A 22,241-nucleotide genomic window follows, 5' to 3' on the forward strand; every position below is an offset into this window, starting at 1 on the left:
GGCCCGGACGGCGCAGGCACCGAACACGTACGGCGGCGGAAGGAAACGGGACACCGTGAGGATGCGGAAGCTGGGACGGACCGGCATCGAAGTCAGTGCCTACTGCCTGGGCACCATGGTATTCGGCAAAATGGGCAATCCTGATCACGACGACTGCGTGCACATGATCCACCGGACGCTGGATGCGGGCATCAATTTTGTCGACACCGCCGACGTGTACGGCTACAGCGAGACCGAGGAGATCGTCGGAAAGGCCCTCAAAGGGCGCCGCGACGAGGTCGTGCCGGCAACCAAGTTCAACGGACCGATGGGCGAGGACCCCAACCGCAGCGGCAGCTCCCGGCGCTGGGTCGTCCAGGCGGTCGAGGGCTCACTGAAGCGGCGGCTGCAAACCGACTACATCGACCTTTACCAGATCCACCACCCCGACCCGCACACCGACATCGAGGAGTCCCTCTCCGCGCTCACCGACCTCGTGCGTGCCGGGAAGGTTCGCGCGATCGGCTCCTCCAACCTGCCGGCCTCGGAGATCATCGAGGCCCAGTGGGTGTCCCAGCAGCGTGGACTGCACCGGCTGCGAACCGAGCAGCCCACCTACTCCCTCCTCAACCGCGGCATCGAGCGGGAGGTCCTGCCCACCTGCCGCCGCTACGGCCTGGGCGTTCTGGTGTGGAGTCCGTTGGCCATGGGTCTACTCACCGGCCGCTACCGCAAGAACGCCCCGCGGCCCGACAACGCCCGCATGCACTGGGTCCCCCGGCACCTCACCGACGAACACAAGCTCGACGCGGTGGAGCAGCTGCTCACCCCCGCCGAAGGAACCGGCCACTCCCTCGCGCACGTGGCCATGGCCTTCGCCACCAGCCACCCCGACGTCACCGCCGCCATCATCGGCCCGCGCACCATGGACCAGCTGGACGACTTGCTCGTCGGCGCCACCCTCACCCTCGGCGACGACATCCTCGACAAGATCGACGCAATCGTCCCGCCCGGCACCGACATCAGCCCTCTGGACGTCTCCTACGTACCTCCCTCCCTCACCCACACGGACCTGCGCCGACGCCCGTCCCGCGAGCGAGCCGCCGCGTGAGAATGCCATGACTGTTCTTGACGCCCGTGCCCTCAATCGCGCCGCCCTCGCCCGCCAGCACCTGCTCAAGCGCAGCGACACATCCGTGTCGGAGGCAGTGGCCCATCTGTGCGGCCTGCAGGCACAGGATCCTCAGGAACCCTTCACCGGGCTGTGGTCCCGCCTGTCCGGCTTCAAGCCCAAGCAACTGGACGATGCGCTGACCGGTCGCGTGGTGGTGCGCACTCACCTGATGCGGCGCACCGTCCACCTCGTCACCGCCGACGACGCGCTCACCTGGCGAGCCCGCCACGACACAATGCTGCGCCAGCGAGTGCTGGGAACCTACCGGCGTGAACTGGCCGGCATCGACGTGGACGAGGTCGCCGCAGCCGGCCGCGCGGTCATGGCCGACCAGCAGCCCCGCACCATGACCGAGCTCGTACAAGCTCTCGAAGACCGCTGGCCCGGCCCACCACGTCGTGTCCTGGGCGAACTGCTCATCGCAGCCCTCATCCCCATGGCCCAACTCCCGCCCCGCGGCCTGTGGCACCAGACCGCCGGCGTACGCAACCTGCCGTTGAGCACCTGGCTGGAACGGGACATCGACCCCCTGCCCGCCGATGGCAGTGATCCCGTCGGACAGCAACTGCTGCACCGCTACCTCGCCGCGTACGGGCCCGCCGCCAGCACGGACCTACGTGCCTGGTGCGGCCTCGCCGGCCTTCCCGCCGCCATCAAAGCCGCCCGAGAAGAACTCGTCGTCTTCCGTGACGAACGCGGCCGCGAACTGCTCGACCTGCCCGACGCACCCCGCCCCCACCCCGACACCCCCGCCCCCGTCCGGTTCCTCCCGGCCTTCGACAACGCCATCCTCGGCTACCACGACCGTAGCCGCATCATCGACGCCCCCCACCTCGGTCTGTCCGTCGCAGGCCACCGCACCGTCCTTGTTGACGGACGCGTCACCGCCACCTGGACCGTGCGCAACCACCAACTCCACATCAGCTCCCTGCGCCGCCTCACCGCCCTGGAACAGGAAGCCGTTTACACCGAAGCCCAGGACCTGACCACCTTCTTGGACAACGGCATCGAGCACATCCAACTCGACACCGAAAACTGACGATCACCCACTCCAGGTCCCGACGTCAGGGCGAACTCGGTGATGAAGCCCGCGTCGAACTCGGTGTACTTCAGGATGTCCAGCAGGTCGATGGTGCCCCACCGCCGCTCGATCTCGCCTTTGACCGCCACCAGGCTCTCGGGCTCCTCCTGCTTGCCGCGCGCTGAGACACGAATCCACGGCTCGCCGTGTTTCTTGACGATCGCGACTCCGCCCGTCGTGCCCTACGCCAGTGCCTGCTCGAAGCGGTCCAGCGAGGTGCGGAGCTTGCCTTTGAGGGCGGCGATGAACTCCCCGGCGTCCTGCGGCTGGCCCAGCGCGGCATAGTGCACGTCCCGGTTGTCCTCGAAGTCCGCCGGCAGGTCGTCCTCCGGGTTGCGCCACCGGTTCGCCCCCACCACCCGTATCTCCCGGCGGCGCACCGCGACCCGCAGCCACCAGCCCGCACAGCTCGTACGGGATGCGCTCGACCCGGCCCAGTCCTGCCGCACCTGTACTCCCTCGCCAACCAGTTGGATCACCACAGCGTGGCGACCGAGCACCAGTCAGAACGTCAGAAGATCAGGACCGTCGCCGGATGGTTACGGAGCGCTACATGTCCGTTCGCCGTAGCTATACGAGAACAGGGCCGGGTGGAGGGCGGCCAGGTGCGGGCCGCCCCGGGGTCGCGGCCGGTGACGGTGACGGGTTCGGCCGGGCCTGTCGCGCGGATCTGTGGGTACTCGCACGACAGGACGACAGGGAGGACATCGTGACCCAGTACCGCGCACACCACGTGCCGACCGCCGGCCACACCCCGGACGACGACCTGACCGGATACCAGGTGGACGCCACCGACGGTCACGTCGGCAAGGTCAGCAAGTACTCCAGGGACCTCGGTCCGCGGTTCCTGGTCGTGCACACCGGCCTGTGGGTTCTCGGCAAGGACGTGGTGATCCCGTCGGACGCCGTCATGGGCATCGACCACGGCACCCGCATCGTGCAGCTGTCCCGGACGAAGGCGCAGGCCAAGTCGGCGCCCGTCTTCGACGCGGACACGTACCTGGGCGATCCGCGCCACCGGGACCAGCTGGGCGGCCGGCACGGTTCCGGCCACTGACAGGAGCGGCCCGTACCCCGTTGGGTGCGGGCCGTTCGCCGTTCTGCCGCGTTCCGACCGGGGCGACAGCTCGGACGGGGTCGCGGACGACCGCTCAGGTGGAGTCCCGGACGACGAGGCGGCAGGGAACGCTGTGCAGGCCGGGCGCCGGTTCGGAGCCGATGGCGTCCAGCAGCAGCAGGGCGGCCCGCCGGCCGATCTCGGGGAGATCCGTGTCGATCGTGGTGAGGGGCGGACGGGACGCCAGGGCCATGACGTCCCAGTTGTCGTACCCCACGATCGCCACCTTGCCGGGCACGTCCAGGCCCTTCTCACGCAGGGTGTCGGCGACGCCCCTGGCGATCTGGTCGTTGCCGCAGAAGAAGGCGTCCGTGTCCGGCGCGGTGCGCAGGACCGCTTCGGCGGCGCGGCGTCCCCATGCCTCGCTCCACTCGCCGAAGTGGACCCGGCCGGTGGCGAGCTCCAGTGAGGAGCGCTGGAGCAGTTCGACGGTGTGGCGGGCACGGTCGCGGGCGGCCGCGTGGTGGGCCGGGCCGGTGATGTGCGCGATCCGGTTGCGGCCGGTCGCCAGCAGATGATCGAGGGCCAGCTGGGCTCCGCTGCGGTCGTCGGACACGACGGAGATGTCGTCCGGGTCGGTGGAGGGCGAGAGTGCGTAGACCGTCGGGATCGGCTCGATGCCCTTCAGCGGTGGACGGGGGTCGGTCCTGCGACCGGTCACGATGATGCCGTCCACCCGGCGGTCCATCAGGTTGCGCAGATGGTGCTGCTCGCGGATGGCGTCGCCGCGGGTGTCGCACAGCAGGACGGAGATCTTCCCGGCGCCGAGCGCGTCCTCGGCTCCGAGGAGCACGGGAGTGCTGAAGCGGCCGATGCCGTCGGTCGTCATCAGCCCGACGGTCCAGCTGCGGCCGGTGTGCAGGCTCTGCGCGTGCTGATTGGGCCGGAAGTCGAGTTCCTCGACGGCGTCCAGAACCCGCTGCCGGGTCTCGGGCCGCATCCTCCCGCTGCCGCTCAGTGCCTTCGAGGCCGTCCCGACACTGACACCGGCCAGTCTGGCTACGTCGGTGAGCTTCGCCCGCCCGGCGGGCGGAGGACCTGGAGCGACGGTCACGCGCAATCCTTTTCCTAGTCGATTTCGGCAAGGTGCATCCTGGCACTGTTCGCCAGCGCTGGCCAGCCCCGACGAGGGGCGGAAGATTTGCGGTCCTACCCCTTGACTCGCAGTCGTCGCCCTTTCTACCTTTCCCGGCAGAAAAACGTTTTCCCACCGGGTTCGAGAGGCGGAGCGGTGCCTGTCCGATCCCGGAACGTACCGCCCCACGCGCGCCGGGTCCCCGACCCGTTTCCCACCTACCCGTTCGGAGAGCCATGCCCCGCCCACGTTCCGCCGCGCCCTCCTCCACGTCCTCGGACTCGACCCGCCCAGGAGGTGACTCGACGGGACCGGTCCGCCTCGGGCCGGGTGCCAGGGCAGCGCTCGCCTCCGCCGCCGTCGAGGTGCGCGCCGGCTTCTGGAGCATCCGCCGCGAGGTGAACGCGCGTACCTCCATTCCGCAGGGTCCCGGGCTGCTGGAGTCGGCGGGGAACCTGCACAACCTGCGGGTGGCGGCGGGTGCCGCCGAGGGGGCGTTCAAGGGCGCGTACCCGTTCGTGGACTCGGACGTCTACAAGTGGCTGGAGGCCGCGTCCTGGCAGCTCGCCCAGCCCATGCCCGAGGACCAGGGCCCGCTCGCGGACGACGTGGAGCGGATCGTCTCCCTGGTCGCCGGCGCTCAGCGGCCCGACGGCTACCTGAACACCTGGTTCCAGCTCCTCAAGGGCGGCGAGCGCTACAAGGACCTGCGCTGGGGCCATGAGCTGTACTGCGCCGGGCACCTCATCCAGGCCGCGGTGGCACACCACCGTGCCACCGGGCGTACCGAACTGCTCGACGTGGCAGTGAAGTTCGCCGATCAGATCGACTCCGTCTTCGGCCCGCCCGGCAGCGGCAAGGAGATCGACGGCGTCGACGGTCACCCCGAGGTCGAGACCGCCCTGGTGGAGCTGTACCGGGAGACCGGCGAACGCCGATACCTGGACCTGGCCGGCTATTTCCTCGGCCGATTCGGCCATGGCCTGCTCGGCGGCGAGGCGTACTGCCAGGACCGCGTACCGCTGCGCGAGGCGGACAACGTCGAGGGCCATGCCGTTCGCCAGCTGTACCTGCTGGCCGCCGCCGCCGACCTGGCCACCGAGACCGGTGACGCCGAACTGCGGGCGGCCGCGGAGCGGTTGTGGCGGGCGATGACCGCCACCAAGACCCACCTCACCGGCGGGCTCGGCGCCCACCACGACGAGGAGGACTTCGGCGACCCCTACGAACTGCCCAACGAGCGCGCCTACTGCGAGACCTGCGCCGCCATCGCCTCCGTCCAGTGGAGCTGGCGCATGGCCCTGCTGACCGGCGAGGCCCGCTACTCGGACCTGATCGAACGCACCCTGTACAACGGCTTCCTGGCCGGCGTCTCCCTGGACGGTGAGCGCTGGCTGTACGTCAACCCGCTCCAGGTCCGCGACGGTCACACCGACACCGGCGGTGACCAGTCGGCCCGCCGCACCCGCTGGTTCCGCTGTGCCTGCTGCCCGCCCAACGCGATGCGGCTGCTGGCCTCCCTGGAGCACTATCTCGCCTCGAGCGGCTCCGGCGGCCTGCAGATCCACCAGTACGTCACCGGGCGCTACACCGGCGACCTCGACGGGACCCCGGTCGTGGTGAGCACCGAGACCGACTACCCCTGGCACGGCACGATCGCCCTGACCGTCGAGGAGACCCCGAACGACCGGCCCTGGACGCTGTCGCTGCGCATCCCGCACTGGGGTGGCGACCACCGGGTCCGGGTCGGGGACACGGTGTACGACCGGAGCGACGCGCCCGTCACCGACGGCTGGCTGCGGCTGGAGCGCACCTGGGCGCCCGGCGACCAGGTGGTCCTGGAACTCGCCCTCGAGCCCCGTCTCACCGCCGCGGACCCGCGGGTCGACGCGGTTCGCGGGTGCGTGGCGATCGAACGCGGACCGCTCGTGTACTGCCTGGAAGGGATCGACCACCCCGGCGGCGGGCTCGACGACATGGTGCTCGACACCACCCGGCCGCTCGCCGTGAAGCACCGTCCCGACCTGCTCGGTGGCGTCACCGCCGTCGTGGCCGCAGGACGTCGCAGAGACCCCGCCGAAGCGGGCTGGTGGCCGTACCGGACCGCCCGGACCACCGGCGCCGCCGACACCCCACCGGCCGAGGAACCCCTCGAGCTGACCGCGATCCCCTACTACGCGTGGGCCAACCGCCAGGACGGCGGCATGCGCGTCTGGCTGCCCACTTCCTGAACTCCCGCGCGCCTCCTCTCCCTTCCCCCTCTCCTCCCGCTCCCCATGAGCCGGCCCAAGACAACGAGGTCACCCGTGAGAAACACCCGCCGCACCCTGACAGCCGCGCTCGCCGCCCTCGGCACGCTCACCTCCGTCGCCGCGTGCGGCGGCGGTTCCGACTCCTCCGCCTCCGGCAGCACCGGCGGGACGTACGCCTTCTGGGACCCGTACCCGCAGTTCGACGCGTCCTCGGCGTGGGGCGAACTCGTCGGCAAGTGCGGCACCGACGCCGGGGTCAAGATCAAACGCACCGCCATGGACACCACGGACCTGGGCAACAAGGCGCTGCTCGCCGCCCAGCAGGGCAACGCGCCCGACGTGATGCTCGTGGACAACCCGGTCGTGTCCACCCTGGTGGAGGCGGGGATCGTCAACAAGACGAGCGACCTCGGCCTGGACACGAAGTCGATCCAGCAGAACATCCTCGGTGCGGGCACCATCGACGGCGCCTCCTACGGTGTGCCGATCGGCGCCAACACGCTCGCCCTCTACTACAACAAGAAGGTGCTGTCCGCCGCGGGCGTCGACCCGACCTCGATAAAGGACTGGAACGCACTGTCCGCGGCCCTGAAGAAGGTCAAGGGCGCCGGCAAGAAGGGCATCACCTTCTCCGCGATCAACACGGAGGAAGGCAGCTTCCAGTTCCTGCCGTGGTTCTGGGGCGCCGGCGGAGACCTCACGAAGCTGGACTCGGCGAAGGGCGTCGCGGCGCTCTCCCTGTGGAAGCAGTGGGTCGACGCCGGGTACGCCCCCAAGGACGTCCTGCAGAACACCCAGACCACCAGCTGGCAGGAGTTCGCCACCGGCGACTACGCGTTCGGCGAGAACGGCACCTGGCAGCTCGGCAACGCGGCGAAGGCCGGGTTCGAGTACGGCGTCATCAGCATCCCGGGGGAGAGCGGCGGGTCGGCACCGGTGCCGACCGGAGGCGAGTTCGTCACCGTCCCCGTGCAGAAGGACAGCGGGCGCTACGACGTCAGCAAGAAGATCGTCACCTGTCTGACCAGCTCGGCGAACCTGCTGTCCACGGACACGACCCTGGCGTACGTGGCCCCCACCGCGGCGGTGCAGGCCGAACAGGTCAAGGCGAACCCGGGACTCAAGCCGTGGGCCGACGCCGTGGCCGCGGCGCGCGGCCGCACCAGCGGCGGACTGGGCACCAAGTACCCGACCATCTCCCAGCCCCTGTGGACCGCCGTCCAGGCCGCCCTGTCCGGCGGCCGGAGCCCGCAGGCCGCCCTGGACGCCGCGCAGAAGGCCGCCGACAAGGGAAGCAACTGACACCCGGCGTGTTCGCCACGCACCCGGGGGCCCTGCCACCGGCGCCCGGACGGCACCCGCGACCACCCGGACACCGTCACCGCCCCCGGCGAACCGGCCGCATTCAGGCAATCCGCCTTCCGGCCACCCGACTTCCCGCCCTCCGCCTTCCCGCCATCCGCAATCGGGTCATCCGCAATCGGGCCTCCCGCATCCAGGAGTTCGCATGACCACCGCCCGCGTCGACCGCCGCCCGCGGCGGTCCCCGGTCAGATCCGGGGCGACCGATACCGACGACCGGACGGACGCTCCGGCACTCCGGCGCCGGCAGCGCCGGAGGAGCCGGCTGACGGCCCTGGCCTTCCTCACGCCCCTGGCCGGCTACCTCGCCGCCTTCTACGTCTATCCCCTCTACCGCAACCTCGATCTGAGCCTGCGCGACTACACCGTCCGGTCGTTCGTGGCGGGCGACGCGCCGTTCTCCGGTCTCGCCAACTTCCGGACCGTCCTCGACGACCCCACCTTCGCCCCGGCGCTGCGCCACACCATGATCTTCACCTTCGCGTCGATCGCCTTCCAGTACGCCGCCGGTCTCGCCCTCGCCGTCTTCTTCAACCGCCACTTCCGGCTGGCCGGCACCCTCAGGGCGCTGTTCCTGATCCCGTGGCTGCTGCCGCTGATCGTGTCGGCGTCGACCTGGTCGTGGATGTTCAACAGCGAGTCCGGCGTCCTCAACTACGCCCTGAGCCTGGTGGGCGTGGCCCCGGTCGACTGGCTCACCTCGCCCGACTGGGCGCTGACCTCGGTCGTCGTCGCCAACATCTGGATCGGCATCCCGTTCAACCTGGTCATTCTCTACAGCGGCCTGCAGAACATCCCCGGCGAGCTGTACGAGGCCGCGTCGCTGGACGGGGCGAGCGCCTGGCAGCAGTTCCGGCGGATCACCTTCCCGCTGCTGCGCCCGGTCTCGGCGATCACGCTGCTGCTGGGGCTCGTCTACACGCTCAAGGTGTTCGACCTGATCTGGATCATGACCAAGGGCGGCCCCGGCGATGCCTCCTCCACCCTCGCGACCTGGTCCTACCAGCTCGGGTTCGGCACGCTGCTGCCGAAGTTCGGCCCCGGGGCCGCGGTCGGCAACATCCTCATCCTCATCGCCCTCGCCTTCGGGCTGCTGTACATCCGCGTCCAGAGGAGGCAGCAAGCATGACCGCCGTCCACCGCCCCGCCCGGCGCTCGCGCCTGTACACCGTCGTCGGCGTCCTGCTCACCGCGGTCATGCTGTTCCCGGTGTACTGGATGCTCAACGTGTCCCTCACCCCGCAGCGGGACATGCGCAAGAGCCCGCCCGACCTGCTGCCCCTGCATCCCACCTTCGAGGGCTACCGCGCCGTACTGAACGACCAGTTGCCCTACCTCGGCACCAGCCTGCTCATCGGCCTCGGCACGGTCGTCCTCACCCTCGTCCTCGCCGCCCCGGCCGGCTACGCGCTGGCCAAACTGCGCCCGCTCGGCGGCGGCGCGCTCGGCCTGTTCCTGCTGGTCGCCCAGATGATCCCCGGCATCGTCATGGCGATGGGCTTCTACGGCATCTACCTCGACCTCGGTCTGCTCAACTCCTGGTGGGGGCTGATCGTCGCCGACTCCACCATCGCCGTGCCGTTCGGCGTCATGATCTTCACGGCGTTCATGTCGGGCATTCCCGGCGAACTGATCGCCGCCTCCCGCATCGACGGCGCCGGCACCTTCCGCACCTTCTGGTCGATCGTCCTGCCGGTGAGCCGCAACGCGCTCGTCACCGTCTCCCTCTTCAGCTTCCTGTGGGCCTGGTCCGACTTCGTCTTCGCCAACACCCTGGACAGCGGCGGCGACTGGCGCCCCATCACCCTCGGCATCTACCACTACATCGGAAACAACAACCAGGAATGGAACGCGATCATGGCCACCGCCGTCGTCGCGTCCCTGCCCGCGGCGGTCCTGCTCGTCCTGGCCCAGCGCTACGTGGCCGCGGGCGTCACCGCCGGCGCGGTCAAGGACTGACTCACGATGCCGGCCACCCCGGACCCACCGGTCGGGCGGGGCCGAGCTCCGCCGTGCCCGCTCCTCGCACACCGCGTTGGGCTCTCACCCGTCACGAGGGCCCAAGTCCCCAAGTCCCCAAGTCCCCAAAGTCCCCAGGGCCCCAACGCCCCCCAAGCCCCCCCCGAGCCCTCAAGCTCCCATGCCGCCGGTCGGTTGCCTCCGCGCCGCCCACCGGCACACCGCGCCACCCGCAGTACCCATCCCTTCCTCAGGAGAGCCGCTGATGTCGTACCTGAGCCCCCGGCACCGCTGCAGAGTCCCTCTCGGCCGTACCACCGCCGCCGGAGCGGCCACGGCCCTGGCCGCCACCGCCGTCGTCCTGACGGGCGCATCCGCCCAGGCCGCCCCCACCTCGTCCACCACCCTGGTGGTCAACGCCGCGCAGAACCTTCGCTCCGTCACCCACGTCGGCACGGGCAGCCTCTACGGCCTCGCCGACAACAGCACGCCTGCCGACACCCCGGTCACGCCGCTGAAGCCGAACACCTTCGTGCAGATGGCGCCAGGCGGGCACCAGTTGCCCAACGGCGAGCCGGCTCCCGCGGGCGACTCCTTGGTCGTGGCCGCCAAGGCGGCTCGCGCGGGTGGCAAGGTGGTCGTCCGCATGCCCGACTGGTACCCGAACTTCCCCTACAAGTGGGTGAGCTGGACCGACTGGCTGTCCGCGGTCGACCAGCAGGCCGCGGCGGTGAAGTCCTCCGGTGCCACGAACATCAGCGCCTATGAGCTGTGGAACGAGCCCGACTGGACCTGGGACACCACCAACGCGGGCGCCTTCGACGCGGGGTGGGCCCGTACGTTCAAGGAGGTCCGCACCAAAGACACCACGACCCCGATACAGGGCCCGAGTTACTCGGCGTGGAACCAGACCTGGATGAGTTCCTTCCTCACCGACGCCAAGGCCAGTGGCACGGTCCCCGATGTCATCGCCTGGCACGAGCTCCAGGGCTCGCAGAACATCGCCGCGCATGTCTCCGCCTACCGTGCGCTGGAGTCGAGCCTCGGCATCAGCCCGCGCCCGATCGCCATCGAGGAGTACGGCACCCCGGACGAGATGGGCGACTCCGGTGCCCTCATCGGCTACGCCGCCAAGTTCGAGCGGGCGGGTGTGCGCGATGCGGAGCTCGCCTTCTGGAACCACTACGGCACTCTCGGCGACACCCTGACCGACACCGGAGGCTCACCCAACGGCTCCTACTGGACCTACAAGTGGTACGGCGACATGTCCGGGAACATGCTCACCACCACACCTCCCGCCCAGACCGGCATCGACGGCCTCGCCTCCCTCAACGGCGCGGGCAACCAGATCAGCGTCATAGCGGGTGGCTGCACCGGCTCCTGTGCCGTCACGGTCAACGGCCTGAACTCCTTGTCGGCCTTCGGCAGCACGGTCCATGTCAAGCTGGAGTACTCACCCGGCACCGGCCGCACCACCGCATCTCCCGGCCCGATCACCATCTCCGACACGGACTACACCGTCAGCGGCGGCTCCCTCACCGTGCCCGTCACGATGAACGCCTCCGACGGCTACCACCTGGTGATCACCCCCGGCGGCAGCTCCACCACGCTGGCCGGGCGCTACCAGATCACCAACAAGAACAGTGGCCTCGCCCTGGACACCCTGAACGCGGGCACCGCCCAGGGCACGTCGGTCGTGCAGGCCACGTCCACCACCGGCACCGACGAGAACTGGACCCTGGTGGCGGCGGGCACGGGCCTGTACAAGATCGTCAACCAGAAGAGCGGACTGCTGCTCGGCATCAACAGCATGAGCACCAGCAATGGCGGCACGGCCCTCGTCTGGGGTGACAACGGCACCGCCGACCACCTCTGGCAGGCCATACCGGCCCGGGACGGCTACTACAAGATCGCCAACTACAACAGCGGACTGCTGCTGGGCGTCGACAGCATGAGCACCGCGTCGGGAGCCCAGGCCCTGCAGTGGTCCGACAACGGGACCGCCGACCACCTGTGGAAACTCGTCTCTCGCTGAGACAGTCACCCGCGGCCCCGCACCCGCGGGTCCGGCACGGCCGGTTACCGCCGTCGGTGAGACATGGCCCTGCTCCCGCGCCCCCGCACAGGTCGGCGGGAGCGGGGCCACGTGCCGCGGGCGGGCCGGCTCGCGGACGGGGCTCTTCGCAGGCTGTGTCGATCGCGCCCCGTCGATCGCGCTCCCCGGTCACTTCACGATCTTTTGGTGGAACCACGCGCATGGGAAGCGGACGGCGGGCAACGCGTCAGGAGTGACACGCGTCGGAATCGTCCTATTGCCCCTGGTCGCCGCTCTCGCGGCGATAGCCGCAACTGTCTGGATCTCGCTCTACTGGCTGTTCGCAGCCGTGCCTCTCATGATCTTGGGACTGCTGGGAGCCCGGGACCTGCTGCAGCGTCGCCACTCGGTGCTGCGCAACTATCCCGTGCTGGGCCATGCCCGCTACCTCATGGAGAAGATCCGTCCGGAACTCCAGCAGTACTTCGTCGAGCGCAACTACGACGGGCGCCCCTTCGACCGGGACGTACGGAGCATCGTCTACGAGCGGGCGAAGGGCACCGCCGCCGAGGAGCCGTACGGCACCGAACGGGACGTGTACCAGCCCGGCTACGAGTTCCTGGTTCCGTCGATGGCGCCCCGTGAGGTGCCGAAGACACCGCCACGGGTACACATCGGCGGCCCCGACTGCGCCCGCCCCTACGACATGGCGCTGCTGAACGTGTCGGCCATGAGCTTCGGCTCGTTGTCGGCCAACGCGATCCTCGCTCTGAACGGCGGCGCCGCGGCCGGAGGCTTCGCCCACGACACCGGAGAGGGCGGGCTCTCCGAGTACCACCTGCGTCCCGGCGGTGACATCGTCTGGGAGATCGGCACCGGGTACTTCGGCTGCCGCACCGGGGACGGCGACTTCGACGCCGCCGAGTTCGCCGACAAAGCCGCACATGACCACGTCAAGTGCGTGTCGCTGAAGCTTTCTCAGGGTGCCAAACCGGGGATCGGCGGTGTCCTGCCGGGAGCCAAGGTCAACGCCGAGATAGCCAAGGTCCGGGACGTACCCGAAGGGCGCACGGTCGTCTCACCGCCGTACCACCGGGTGTTCTCGACCCCGCGCGAACTCGTCCTCTTCATCGCCCGCATGCGGGAGCTGGCCGACGGCAAGCCGACCGGATTCAAGCTCTGCGTGGGTTCGCGCCGGCAGTTCCTCGCCGTGTGCAAGGCGATGCTGGAGGAGGGAACCACCCCCGACTTCATCGTCGTGGACGGAGGCGAGGGCGGGACCGGCGCGGCACCGCTGGAGTTCGCCGACCACGTGGGCACCCCGCTCACCGAAGGGCTGCTCACCGTGCACAACGCCCTCGTCGGCGCGGGCCTGCGCGACCGGATCAAGGTCGGCGCGAGCGGCAAGATCGCCACCGGTACCGACCTGGTCAAACGCATGGTCCAGGGCGCCGACTACGGCAACGCGGCGCGGGCGATGATGTTCGCCGTCGGCTGCATCCAGGCCCAGCGATGCCACACGAACACCTGCCCGACCGGTGTCACCACCCAGGATCCCCGGCGCGCCCGCGCCCTCGACGTCGGCGACAAGACGCCGCGCGTCCAGCGCTTCCAGGAAGCGACCGTGGCCAGCGCGCTGCAGCTCATGGCGTCCATGGGCGTGACCGATCCGGCCGAGCTGCGGCCGCACATGCTCCGACGGCGCATCGACCCCTACACCGAACGCTCCTACGCGGAGCTGTACGACTGGCTCGAGCCGGGCCGGCTGCTCGCCGAGCCTCCGCTCTCCTGGGCGGCCGACTGGAATGCCGCCGACCCTGATCGATTCACCGTCTGAACCGGAGGACTCAAGTGGCCCGTACCGTTGCCCGCGTCATCGTGGACGCGCTGAGCGAACTCGGCGTACACCAGGTGTTCGGCGTTGTGGGAGACGCCCTCAACCCCGTGACCGACGCCATCCGCACCACCGAGGGCCTGGAATGGGTCGGCTGTCGGCACGAGGAGGCGGCGGCCTTCGCCGCGAGCGCCCAGTCGCAGCTCAGCGGCACCCTCGGCGTCTGCATGGGTACCGTCGGACCCGGTTCCGTCCACCTGCTGAACGGCCTGTACGACGCGGCCAAGAGCCGGACCCCGGTGCTGGCGATCGCCGGCCAGGTACCGCTCGCCGAGCTCGGCAGCGACTACTTCCAGGAGGTGGACAACGACGCCGTCTTCAGCGACGTGGCCGTCTTCCGCGCGACCATCACCTCTCCCGACCAGCTGCCGCAGCTGCTGGAGACGGCGGTGCGCAACGCCCTGGGGCGTAAGGGCGTGGCCGTTCTGACCGTGCCGGGCGACCTGGGGGACAGGGAACTGACCGCGGACCGTCCGGCACGGTTCTCACTGAACGCGCCCCTGAGCCGGCCCGACGAGTCCGCCGTGCGGCGCGCCGCGGAACTCCTCGACCGTGCCGAGCGGGTCACACTGCTGGTCGGACAGGGTGCGCGCGGCGCCCGTGCGGACGTGCTCACGCTGGCCGACCGGCTGGCCGCGCCGATGGTGCTCACTCTGAAGGCCAAGGCCGGGTTCGAGGGCGACACCAACCCCTTCCAGGTCGGTCAGACGGGACTGATCGGCAACCCGGCGGCCGCGTCGGCGCTCCAGGACGCGGACACGCTTCTGCTGCTCGGCACCGACTTCCCCTACCGGGACTGGTATCCCGAGGGCCGCACCGTCATCCAGGTGGACACCGAGCCCACTCACATCGGACGCCGGGTACCGGTCGACATCGGGCTCGTCGGCGACACCGGTGCGACCGTGCGTGACATCCTGGCCCGGCTCGACGCCGCGCCGCCCGGGACCGAGGGCGCGCGCGACCGCTCGCACCTGGAGAAGGCGCGCGACCGCTTCGACACGTGGCGCACCGGTCAGGCCCGGCTGGCCGACCCGTCGCACGACAAGGGACTCGTGGGCCGCGTCCGCTCCGCGCTGGACAACCGCACCCACGACATCCGCCCGGAGGCGCTGGCCGCCGTCGTGGACGAGGTCGCCGCCGACGACGCCGTCTTCACCTCCGACACGGGCATGGCCACGGTGTGGCTCTCGCGTTTCGTCGAGATGCGCGGTGAGCGGCGGCTGATCGGGTCCTACAACCTTGGCTCGATGGCCAACGCGATGCCCCAGGCCCTGGGCGCCCAGTGTCTGGACCGTGAGCGCCAGGTCGTGGCCTTCTGCGGCGACGGCGGGCTCAGCATGCTCCTCGGCGACCTCATGACCCTGAAGACGTACCGCCTGCCCGTCAAGCTCGTCGTCTTCGACAACCGCCGCCTGGGCATGGTGAAGCTGGAGCAGGAACAGGCCGGACTCCCGGAGTTCGGCACCGTCCTCGACAACCCCGACTTCGCGGCTGTCGCCGAGGCCATGGGCATCCCCGGTATCCGCGTGACGGACCCGAAGCAACTCGAGGGCGCCGTACGTCGGGCCTTCGGCACTCCCGGCCCCGTGCTGCTCGACGTCCTCACCAATCCCGACGAGATCGCGGTTCCGGCCAAGCCGACCGTCGAACAGGGCTGGGGCTTCGCGGTGGCGAAGATGAAGGAGATCGTCCGCAGCCACGGAGACGGGGGCGAGGACTGAGCCGCGCTCCATCGGCGAGCTCGTGACCCGCAGCGACGAGTTCCGCACCGCCTGGGCCAAGCACGACGTGCGCCTGCACCACACCGGCCGTAAGTCGTTCCGCCACCCCGTGGTCGGCCCGCGCTCGACTTCGACGCCATGGAACTGCCGGCCCGGCCTGATCCTGACGGCCTGCAGCGCCGCCCCCGGCACACCCGAACACGACGCTCTCCAGCTCCTCGCGGTGTGGGCCGCCACGCGAAACCCGCCGCCCACAGGACAGACCGACCGCGCCGCCACCCCGGTCAGCTGAACGGCCCGCCGGCAGAGGGAGCGGGTCAGGGCTTTTCTCGACACCGGCGTCGCCGCGCTCCGTGACGATGTCGGTGGCGCCGAAGCCCAGGGCGAGCTTCTGCCGGGACTCGTGGCGGCTCATGGCGATGATCCGCTCCGCACCGAGCCGGCCGGAGACGGCCGCAGGCGGTCGCCCGGTCAGGTCGGTGGTGTCGGTTCCGTGCCGCTCCAGCGGAGTGTGACGTCGAGGTGGGTGCTGGCGCCGGCGCTCGCCAGGACCGCGCCGAGTTTGGCGTCCAGGACGACGCCGAAGGTGACCTCCACCTCGTCGGGCCGTTGGGCGACGCTGCGGAACTGGCCGATCACCTCGGAGGCGGCGCGGGTGATCGGCGTCAGTGCCTCGCGCAGGCTGGCTCCCGCGCTCTCCAGACGGGTTCCCAGGCCCACGGCTCCGGTGCCGGTGCGGGCGGGCGGCGCTACGAGGACGACGGTGCCGTCGTCGAGGGTGAACTGGACGGCTTCCGGCATGGCAGGCTCCTGGATGCGTCAGGGGTGGTTCAGCGGGCGGCAGAGCGGACTGGGTGGTGGCGGGGATTTGGGGTGGGCGTATCCGAGCTCCTTCTGGACCTTGTCGAGTGCCTCCAGCAGCGGGGTCAGCGCTTTGCCGTTCGTGTAGTCGAGGACCGCCCGGTAGAAGGCGGCGGACACGTCGGGATCCATCGCGTCGGCGGCGCTGAAGCAGAGCGTGTACCGGGAGGAGCGGAGCAGCCCGGCAATCCGGCCCTGAGTGGTGTTGGCGTACTCCGTCACCCTGCTGTCGGCGGAGAGCGCGAAGCCGGGTTCGTTCACCCAGGCCTGCTGGGCCTGCGCGCCCGCCAGGTACTCGATGAACTCGTCGGCGCTCTTGTTCCCGGTGAACTTTCCGACGAAGTCCGCAGAGACCTCCAGGGTTTCGCGCGAGGACGGTACGTACGTGTACCCGCCGTCCTTCACCTGGGCCGACTCGAACGACATCGCGGACAGGGCGCCGTGGCTCAGGGAACACCCCTTCTCGGTCATCTTCTCGGCGGCATCACGGAAGTTGAACGTGGCCGCGTCCTTGCGGGCGCCGGCGACGAGGTCTCCCCACGCGGTCCACGCGTCCTTGACGGCTCCCCTCTGCCACTGCGCTTCGCCCGAGGCCCAGGCGGTGTACGGGCCGACGCCCTCGTCGGCGAGCAGGATGTCCGCTATCCAGTCGGCGCCGGGCCAGCCCGAGGTCGGACCGGACTCCAGCCCCAGGCACCAGCTGTCGGAACGGGACCGCAGAGCGGCCCAGTCCGCGGGAGGCCGTGGGGTGACCGCGGCGTCGTACCAGATAAGGCTCTTGACGTCGGCCTTGACGGGTACGGCGTAGACGTCCTCGCCGTGCATGCCGAGCCCGCGGAACGGCTGCGCGTACGCGTCCGTGTCGACGTCGAGTTTCACCAGTGCACCTTCCTTCCGGTACTTGGCGATCGCTCCCACACTGGGCAGCACCGCCAGGTCGGGCTCCGCGTCCGCGGCCACCGCGGCGTCGAGCTGCTGGGTCAGGGCACGGGTGACCTGCGGTTCGACGTCGATGTCGTGGTCCTTCTCGAAGGCCTTGACTACCGCGTAGAACGCCTTGAACTCGGTGCCGGACCACGGAACCATGATCGTCACCTTGTCCTTTCCCGGATCACCGCACGCGACCGGTGCCAGGAGCACCCCGAGGGCCAGGGCGCAGCGTACGAGGGGTGCCGTGAGTCTTCTCATGAGCGCGGGAACCTGTACTCGGCGAGGCGGGGACGATAGGCCAGATACGCGAGCGCACCGGCGGTGGCGAGCACGGGCAGCGCGACCGCCACGGTGAGCGGGGCGGTCGTGCACATGGCGACGCCGACCGACGCGGTGGCCAGCACGGCGACGGCGAGCGCCGGGCTGGGGTACCGCCGGAAGCGATGGGCGACGATGAAGCCGGTCGCGCAGACCAGCAGCAGCATGACTGCCAACGGTCCGATGAACAGGGGCCACAGGAGACCGGGGTCGCGCCAGCCCGAGCGGAGCTGGTCCTTCTTGGCCTCGTTCTCCAACTCCTCCAGATCCCTGAGTGATTGCCTGAGGCCCCCGGTGAAGGGGACGGGATCCCTGCCGTCGTACTCCGGTGCGTCGTCCAGTGCGTCACGCGCCCGCGCCACCCCCGGCGCCCCGTCGAGGACCGCCGTGTTGGCCAGCAGCACACACGTGGCCAACTGGCCCTGGACGAACTGGATGTGGCTCAGTCCCCGCTCCCCGGCCTCGTTGCCCTCCGTCGCGGAAGTGAGGTGGGAGCTCACACGGGCGGTGGCGTTGGCGAAGTCGGTGCCGGTGCCGGTCAGCCCGATCGCCCCGATCCCGGAGACCGCGTCGAGTGCCTCGTTCGCCTTTCCGGCCTGTTCGTACGCCGCCTGGATGTGCCTGACGGCCGTCTCGGTGCGGTCAGCGGCGGCGATCTGCTCTCCGGCCCGGTTCGCCACCACCAGATACAGCAGCGCCGTCACCGCCACCATGCCCAGGACGCCCGCTCTGAGCCACCGCAGCACCACGATCGGATGGGGCACGCGCAGCCGCACGCCGGTCACTGCGCGTCCCTCGGCTCATCGCCCACACCCGCATCCCCGTACCGGTGTCCGCACTCCTCGCAGAACTTGGCCGTGGGCGACGTCGACGTCGTACCGCACCGTGGGCACACGCGCGGCAACCCGGTGGGCCGGGGCGGGGAGTCGTGCGGGTCGGCCGCTCGTCTCGCGGTCTTGGTCGAGTCGACGCCGATTCCGAGTATCCGGCCTCGGGCGACGTCCGGCCGCACCCGCAACCGGCCGTCGGGGCCGCCGTCCGCCACCGCGCGCAGCAGCCGCAGGCGCTCGGTGTCCCGGAGGGATTCCGCGAGGCCGATCGCGAGGCGCAGTTCGCGGTCCGCGCGGTCGAGGTCTCCGCGCAGGTGGGCGTCGGCGCAGGCGCGCATGGCCATGCCGAGTTCGCGTTCGTTCTCGACGCGGGTGAGGTCGGGGGAGCGGGCGATACCGAAGCCCGGTGTCGAACGGCGGCGCACGACCATGGCAGCGGTCTCCGAGCAGGGCCGGCGGGTTCCGTCGGGGAACTCGGCGTGCAGTGTGACGCGGGCGGCCCGCAGGGTCTCGTCGACGGTCAGGCTGTCGGGATCGACGCGGAGGGACATCTGGTACTGGCGGGTCTCCGGGGGCCAGGATCCCAGGGGGATGTGCGTTTCCGCGCCCCGCTGTTGACGTGTCGTCAGTTCAGCCTCGACGGGGCGGGTCTGCCGTACGAACGCGAGCTGGAACCGGCTGTTGAGGCGCAGGCCCAGATACACCCGGGGTACGACGATCCGCTGTGCCTCGCGCATCAGGCGGGTGAAGTCCCCCGTGAGGTCGGAGATGCTGACGACGGCCTCGGCGGTCCCGTGCAGGGCCTCGGTGACGCGCAGGAGTTCGGTATAACGCCAGTCGTCACCCAGGCCCCTCGCGTCGCAGACGAACTGGTCGGTGCAGACCGCGAGGATCTCGCCGAGTTGCTCGGGTGTCTCGTGCTCGTCCTTGCCGTCCGTGTAGAGCACCGCGTGACGCACCGTGCCGGGCGATTCCACCGAGGCGAAGAGCTGACGGGCACGATCCAGCCACTGGCCGATCGCCGTTCCGCCCTCCGGGAGTTGACCGACGACCCGGAGCTTGGCGTCCTCCCGGGTCCGGGCGTCGACGCGGGCCGGCCCGCCCGTCGTCGGGAAGATCACGTCGGCCCTGTGGTTGCCCGCGACGATCCCCAGGAGGGTGCCGTCGCGCAGGGTGTCGACCGCCGCGCACATCGCGCGTTTCGCCTCGTCCAGCTTGTGGCCGGACATGGACAACGAGCGGTCCATGATGAGGATTTCGGCACTCGGCGTCCGCGCGGCCGCGCCCGCGACGGAGCGGGCCGCCACGGTGATCAGGGCGTCCGCGCGTTGCTCGTCGTAGGGCAGATCCGAGGGCGCGTCGACTTCCAGGGCGAAGCTGAGCCCCAAGGGTGACCTGTCCCCCACCTGCACCACCTGATCGTGTCGCTGCGTGTTCCCTTACGGAGCGTGCTCACAACCTCGACGGAAAGCGCTAGGAGCTTAGCCTGCTCGGCGTCGCTCCGAAACGGGAACGACCCGTTCTGCCACGCTTCCCCGGCCATCTCCATCTCAGCGCCGGACGCAGCCGGTTCGCCAGGTCCACCAGCGCGACGTACTCGCGCTCGGTCGGCGCGTGCGGGCCGAGCGCGCGGATCGCGTCGGACAGCTTCAGCCGGTCCTCGGTGCGCAGGAACTCCGCGTACTGGATCTCGGCACGCAGCGAGGCGGCCGCCGCCTCGTCCACGTCGAGGCCGGGCAGCGCCGCCCTGGCCCGGGCCACGTCGTCCTCGGTCGGCGCCGGGTGGTCCGGCCCGGAGAGGACCATGACGCGCAGACGGACGGCCGCCACGCGCGCCTCGCGCTCGTAGCGGAACTCCTCGGCCAACTGCTCGGCGACCTCAACCGCCTTCGCGCGCTCGCCCGCCAGGAGCAGGACGCGGGCCAGGCCGAAGCCGCCCGCGCCGAGCGCGGGAGTGGTGTCGAAGACCGTGCCGTAGTGCGACCGCGCGACCGCCCGGTCCCCGCGGAGCTCGGCGCACAGACCGAGGGCCAGGGGCGGTATCAGCTCCCCCGGAAGTGCCCTGCGCACCTGGGTGAGCACGACGGCGGCCCGCTTCGGATGCCCGTCGGCCAGCGCGATCAGGCCGCAGTACCAGTCGGACAGCCAGTGCCAGCCGGGCAGGCCCGCCGCCGCGAGCTGTGTCGCCGCCGATGCGGCGTCCCTTCTGCGCAGGGCGAGCCTGCTCTCGGCCAGCGCGCCGCCGGCCGAGCCCGTGACGCCCGGGTCGTCGGGATCGGACAGGGGGGCGGGGAGGGCGGCCGCGATGTCGCCGGGCTCCGGCGAGGAGAACGGGGCGGGCATCGTCAGCAGCCCCTTCTCGTCCGGCCGGGCCTCGACCCAGTGGGCAAGGGGCCGGGCCGCGCCCAGCCCGCCGTGCAGGGCTTCGGGCATCGAGCCGAACAGGGCCGAGGGACGGGCCACCTGACGGCACGTCGGCGGGGCCGCCACGACCTGCCGGATGACACCGCTGAGCTGTTCCGCGAACTGCCGTGCGGACACGAACCGCCACCACGGCCGCTCGGGGTCCGTGGCCCGGTCCAGCAGCAGCCGGAGCGAGTCGACGCCCGGCGTGGCGCGGTCCGTCCAGCGGGATCGGCAGACCTCGCGCAGGGTCATGCCCAGTCCGTAGAGGTCGAAGCCGGGGGTGGGGTGCAGATGTTCCGGATCGGTCTCCGGCGGCGCGTAGGCCCTCGTGTACGCCACGACCGGCCCGGTGTCCTTGGTGTGGCTGCGCACCGCGCCGAAGTCGATGAGCCGCACCCGGTCCAGCGCGCCCGCCGGGCCCTCCTCCCGGAAGCGGATGATGTTCAGGGGTTTGACGTCGCAGTGCAGCAGGCCCCGTGCGTGCAGGTAGTCGAGGGCCTGGAGAACGCGGACGCCGTGCGCGAGGAGGGTCTCGAGACGGTCCCCCGCGCGGGCCGAGAGCGGTTCGCCAGGCACGTACTCGAGGACGAGGTGCGGTCCTTCGTGCTCGTAGCCGAGGATGCGGACGATGCTGTCGTGCCGGAGCCCGACCAGCACGTCCCGTTCGTGCCGGGCGGTCTTGGCGACCGACTTGTGCAGGGCCTTGAGGACGACCTGGGTCGCGAGGTTGCGGTCGTGGGCGAGGTAGGCGGCGCCGTACGCCCCCGAGCCGACGACACGTGCGACGTCGTAACGGCCTGCGATGGTGAGGCCGTTGGGCTGGTCGAAGTCGAACCGGGTGCCGCAGTGCGGGCAGAAGCCGGCGGTCCGGCCCGGCTCGCCGTCGTGACCGCGGCCCACCGGCTGCCTGCAGGAGGGGTCGGGGCAGAAGCGGTGCGTCTCGGCGACCGGGTCCGACGAGCTCAGCGGTATGTCCGGGGCCTGATCGGCGTCGACCAGGCCGAGGCCGTACCAGGGGTCCGGGCGTACATGCGCCACGCCGACGCTCGCGCCACCCCGTGCCGGCTGATCCGGTTGCTGTTCCGGTTGCGGTTCCGGTTCCGGGTCGGGGACCGCCGACGCGGCGTCGTCCTGCGGCAGCGGCAGCGGCTGCGGCTGCCGGTCGCACACGTCGCAGAAGCCCTGTTCGTCGATCACGCCGCGCCCGCAGCCGGGGCGGTTGCACATCGGACGGCTCATTTCCGCGT

General features: G+C 70.6%; 18 protein-coding genes and 1 pseudogene. 11 read left to right on the forward strand and 8 right to left on the reverse strand.

The genetic code is table 11. The features are described from left to right. Positions 1-55: 55 nt before the first annotated feature. Both ACFWBB_RS32325 and ACFWBB_RS32330 read left to right on the forward strand, forming a co-directional pair. The gene (locus ACFWBB_RS32325) at positions 56-1,090 is read left to right on the forward strand and encodes an aldo/keto reductase (RefSeq protein ID WP_385279554.1); all 1,035 of its coding nucleotides are present in this window, start codon (positions 56-58) and stop codon (positions 1,088-1,090) included. Positions 1,091-1,097: 7 nt separating this feature from the next. After that, complete coding sequence (locus ACFWBB_RS32330) at positions 1,098-2,192, forward strand: winged helix DNA-binding domain-containing protein (protein WP_385279431.1); 1,095 nt, start codon at positions 1,098-1,100, stop codon at positions 2,190-2,192. Positions 2,193-2,416: 224 nt separating this feature from the next. On the opposite strand, the gene ACFWBB_RS32335 is transcribed toward ACFWBB_RS32330, so the two are convergent. Continuing rightward, positions 2,417-2,683: a hypothetical protein gene (locus tag ACFWBB_RS32335; protein WP_385279433.1), complete on the reverse strand. Its 267-nt coding sequence runs from the start codon at positions 2,681-2,683 to the stop codon at positions 2,417-2,419. A 260-nt stretch (positions 2,684-2,943) separates the two neighbouring features. On the opposite strand from ACFWBB_RS32335, the gene ACFWBB_RS32340 reads away from it, so the two are divergent. After that, entirely contained in the window at positions 2,944-3,291 is a 348-nt protein-coding gene (locus ACFWBB_RS32340; protein WP_385279436.1) for a PRC-barrel domain containing protein, read from the forward strand. Positions 3,292-3,385: 94 nt separating this feature from the next. Here ACFWBB_RS32340 and ACFWBB_RS32345 read toward each other — a convergent pair whose 3' ends face one another. After that, entirely contained in the window at positions 3,386-4,405 is a 1,020-nt protein-coding gene (locus tag ACFWBB_RS32345; protein WP_385279439.1) for a LacI family DNA-binding transcriptional regulator, read from the reverse strand. 257 nt (positions 4,406-4,662) lie between these two features. Between ACFWBB_RS32345 and ACFWBB_RS32350 the strand changes: the two genes are divergently transcribed. The 8 genes from ACFWBB_RS32350 to ACFWBB_RS32385 all read left to right on the forward strand — a co-directional run bounded on the left by ACFWBB_RS32350 (position 4,663) and on the right by ACFWBB_RS32385 (position 15,941). Further along, entirely contained in the window at positions 4,663-6,657 is a 1,995-nt protein-coding gene (locus ACFWBB_RS32350; protein ID WP_385279442.1) for a glycoside hydrolase family 127 protein, read from the forward strand. 75 nt (positions 6,658-6,732) lie between these two features. Further along, entirely contained in the window at positions 6,733-7,980 is a 1,248-nt protein-coding gene (locus ACFWBB_RS32355) for an extracellular solute-binding protein (RefSeq protein WP_385279445.1), read from the forward strand. 205 nt (positions 7,981-8,185) lie between these two features. Further along, positions 8,186-9,169 (forward strand): carbohydrate ABC transporter permease, encoded by a 984-nt coding sequence (locus ACFWBB_RS32360; protein ID WP_385279448.1) that lies wholly within the window; start codon positions 8,186-8,188, stop codon positions 9,167-9,169. Further along, positions 9,166-9,999 (forward strand): carbohydrate ABC transporter permease, encoded by an 834-nt coding sequence (locus ACFWBB_RS32365; protein ID WP_385279452.1) that lies wholly within the window; start codon positions 9,166-9,168, stop codon positions 9,997-9,999. Before ACFWBB_RS32360 ends, ACFWBB_RS32365 begins: the two co-directional genes overlap by 4 nt. A 265-nt stretch (positions 10,000-10,264) precedes the next feature. Further along, positions 10,265-12,034: an RICIN domain-containing protein gene (locus ACFWBB_RS32370; protein WP_385279455.1), complete on the forward strand. Its 1,770-nt coding sequence runs from the start codon at positions 10,265-10,267 to the stop codon at positions 12,032-12,034. Positions 12,035-12,287: 253 nt separating this feature from the next. After that, entirely contained in the window at positions 12,288-13,871 is a 1,584-nt protein-coding gene (locus tag ACFWBB_RS32375) for an FMN-binding glutamate synthase family protein (protein ID WP_385279457.1), read from the forward strand. A gap of 14 nt (positions 13,872-13,885) precedes the next feature. After that, positions 13,886-15,649, forward strand: a complete 1,764-nt coding sequence (locus tag ACFWBB_RS32380) for a thiamine pyrophosphate-dependent enzyme (protein WP_385279461.1) — start codon at positions 13,886-13,888, stop codon at positions 15,647-15,649. A gap of 22 nt (positions 15,650-15,671) precedes the next feature. Beyond that, complete coding sequence (locus ACFWBB_RS32385) at positions 15,672-15,941, forward strand: hypothetical protein (RefSeq protein ID WP_385279463.1); 270 nt, start codon at positions 15,672-15,674, stop codon at positions 15,939-15,941. On the opposite strand, the pseudogene ACFWBB_RS32390 reads toward ACFWBB_RS32385, so the two are convergent. The 6 genes and pseudogenes from ACFWBB_RS32390 to ACFWBB_RS32415 form a co-directional block, all read right to left on the reverse strand. Then, positions 15,933-16,088, reverse strand: a pseudogene (locus ACFWBB_RS32390) (IMP dehydrogenase); the annotation flags it as partial. The gene ACFWBB_RS32385 and the pseudogene ACFWBB_RS32390 overlap by 9 nt on opposite strands. A 32-nt stretch (positions 16,089-16,120) precedes the next feature. Then, positions 16,121-16,450 carry a CU044_2847 family protein gene (locus tag ACFWBB_RS32395; protein WP_385279466.1) on the reverse strand — a complete coding sequence of 110 codons (330 nt, stop codon included), beginning with the start codon at positions 16,448-16,450 and terminating at the stop codon, positions 16,121-16,123. 18 nt (positions 16,451-16,468) lie between these two features. Next, positions 16,469-17,698, reverse strand: a complete 1,230-nt coding sequence (locus ACFWBB_RS32400; protein ID WP_385279469.1) for an ABC transporter substrate-binding protein — start codon at positions 17,696-17,698, stop codon at positions 16,469-16,471. Continuing rightward, positions 17,695-18,543 carry a hypothetical protein gene (locus ACFWBB_RS32405; RefSeq protein ID WP_385279471.1) on the reverse strand — a complete coding sequence of 283 codons (849 nt, stop codon included), beginning with the start codon at positions 18,541-18,543 and terminating at the stop codon, positions 17,695-17,697. The genes ACFWBB_RS32400 and ACFWBB_RS32405 overlap by 4 nt, the downstream gene beginning before the upstream one ends. Further along, positions 18,540-19,994: a VWA domain-containing protein gene (locus tag ACFWBB_RS32410; RefSeq protein ID WP_385279474.1), complete on the reverse strand. Its 1,455-nt coding sequence runs from the start codon at positions 19,992-19,994 to the stop codon at positions 18,540-18,542. Before ACFWBB_RS32410 ends, ACFWBB_RS32405 begins: the two co-directional genes overlap by 4 nt. Positions 19,995-20,061: 67 nt before the next feature. After that, positions 20,062-22,233 carry a tetratricopeptide repeat protein gene (locus tag ACFWBB_RS32415; RefSeq protein ID WP_385279477.1) on the reverse strand — a complete coding sequence of 724 codons (2,172 nt, stop codon included), beginning with the start codon at positions 22,231-22,233 and terminating at the stop codon, positions 20,062-20,064. Positions 22,234-22,241 lie beyond the last annotated feature (8 nt).

This window comes from Streptomyces sp. NPDC060000 (genome assembly GCF_042737375.1).
In the GTDB taxonomy this organism is placed as follows: domain Bacteria; phylum Actinomycetota; class Actinomycetes; order Streptomycetales; family Streptomycetaceae; genus Streptomyces.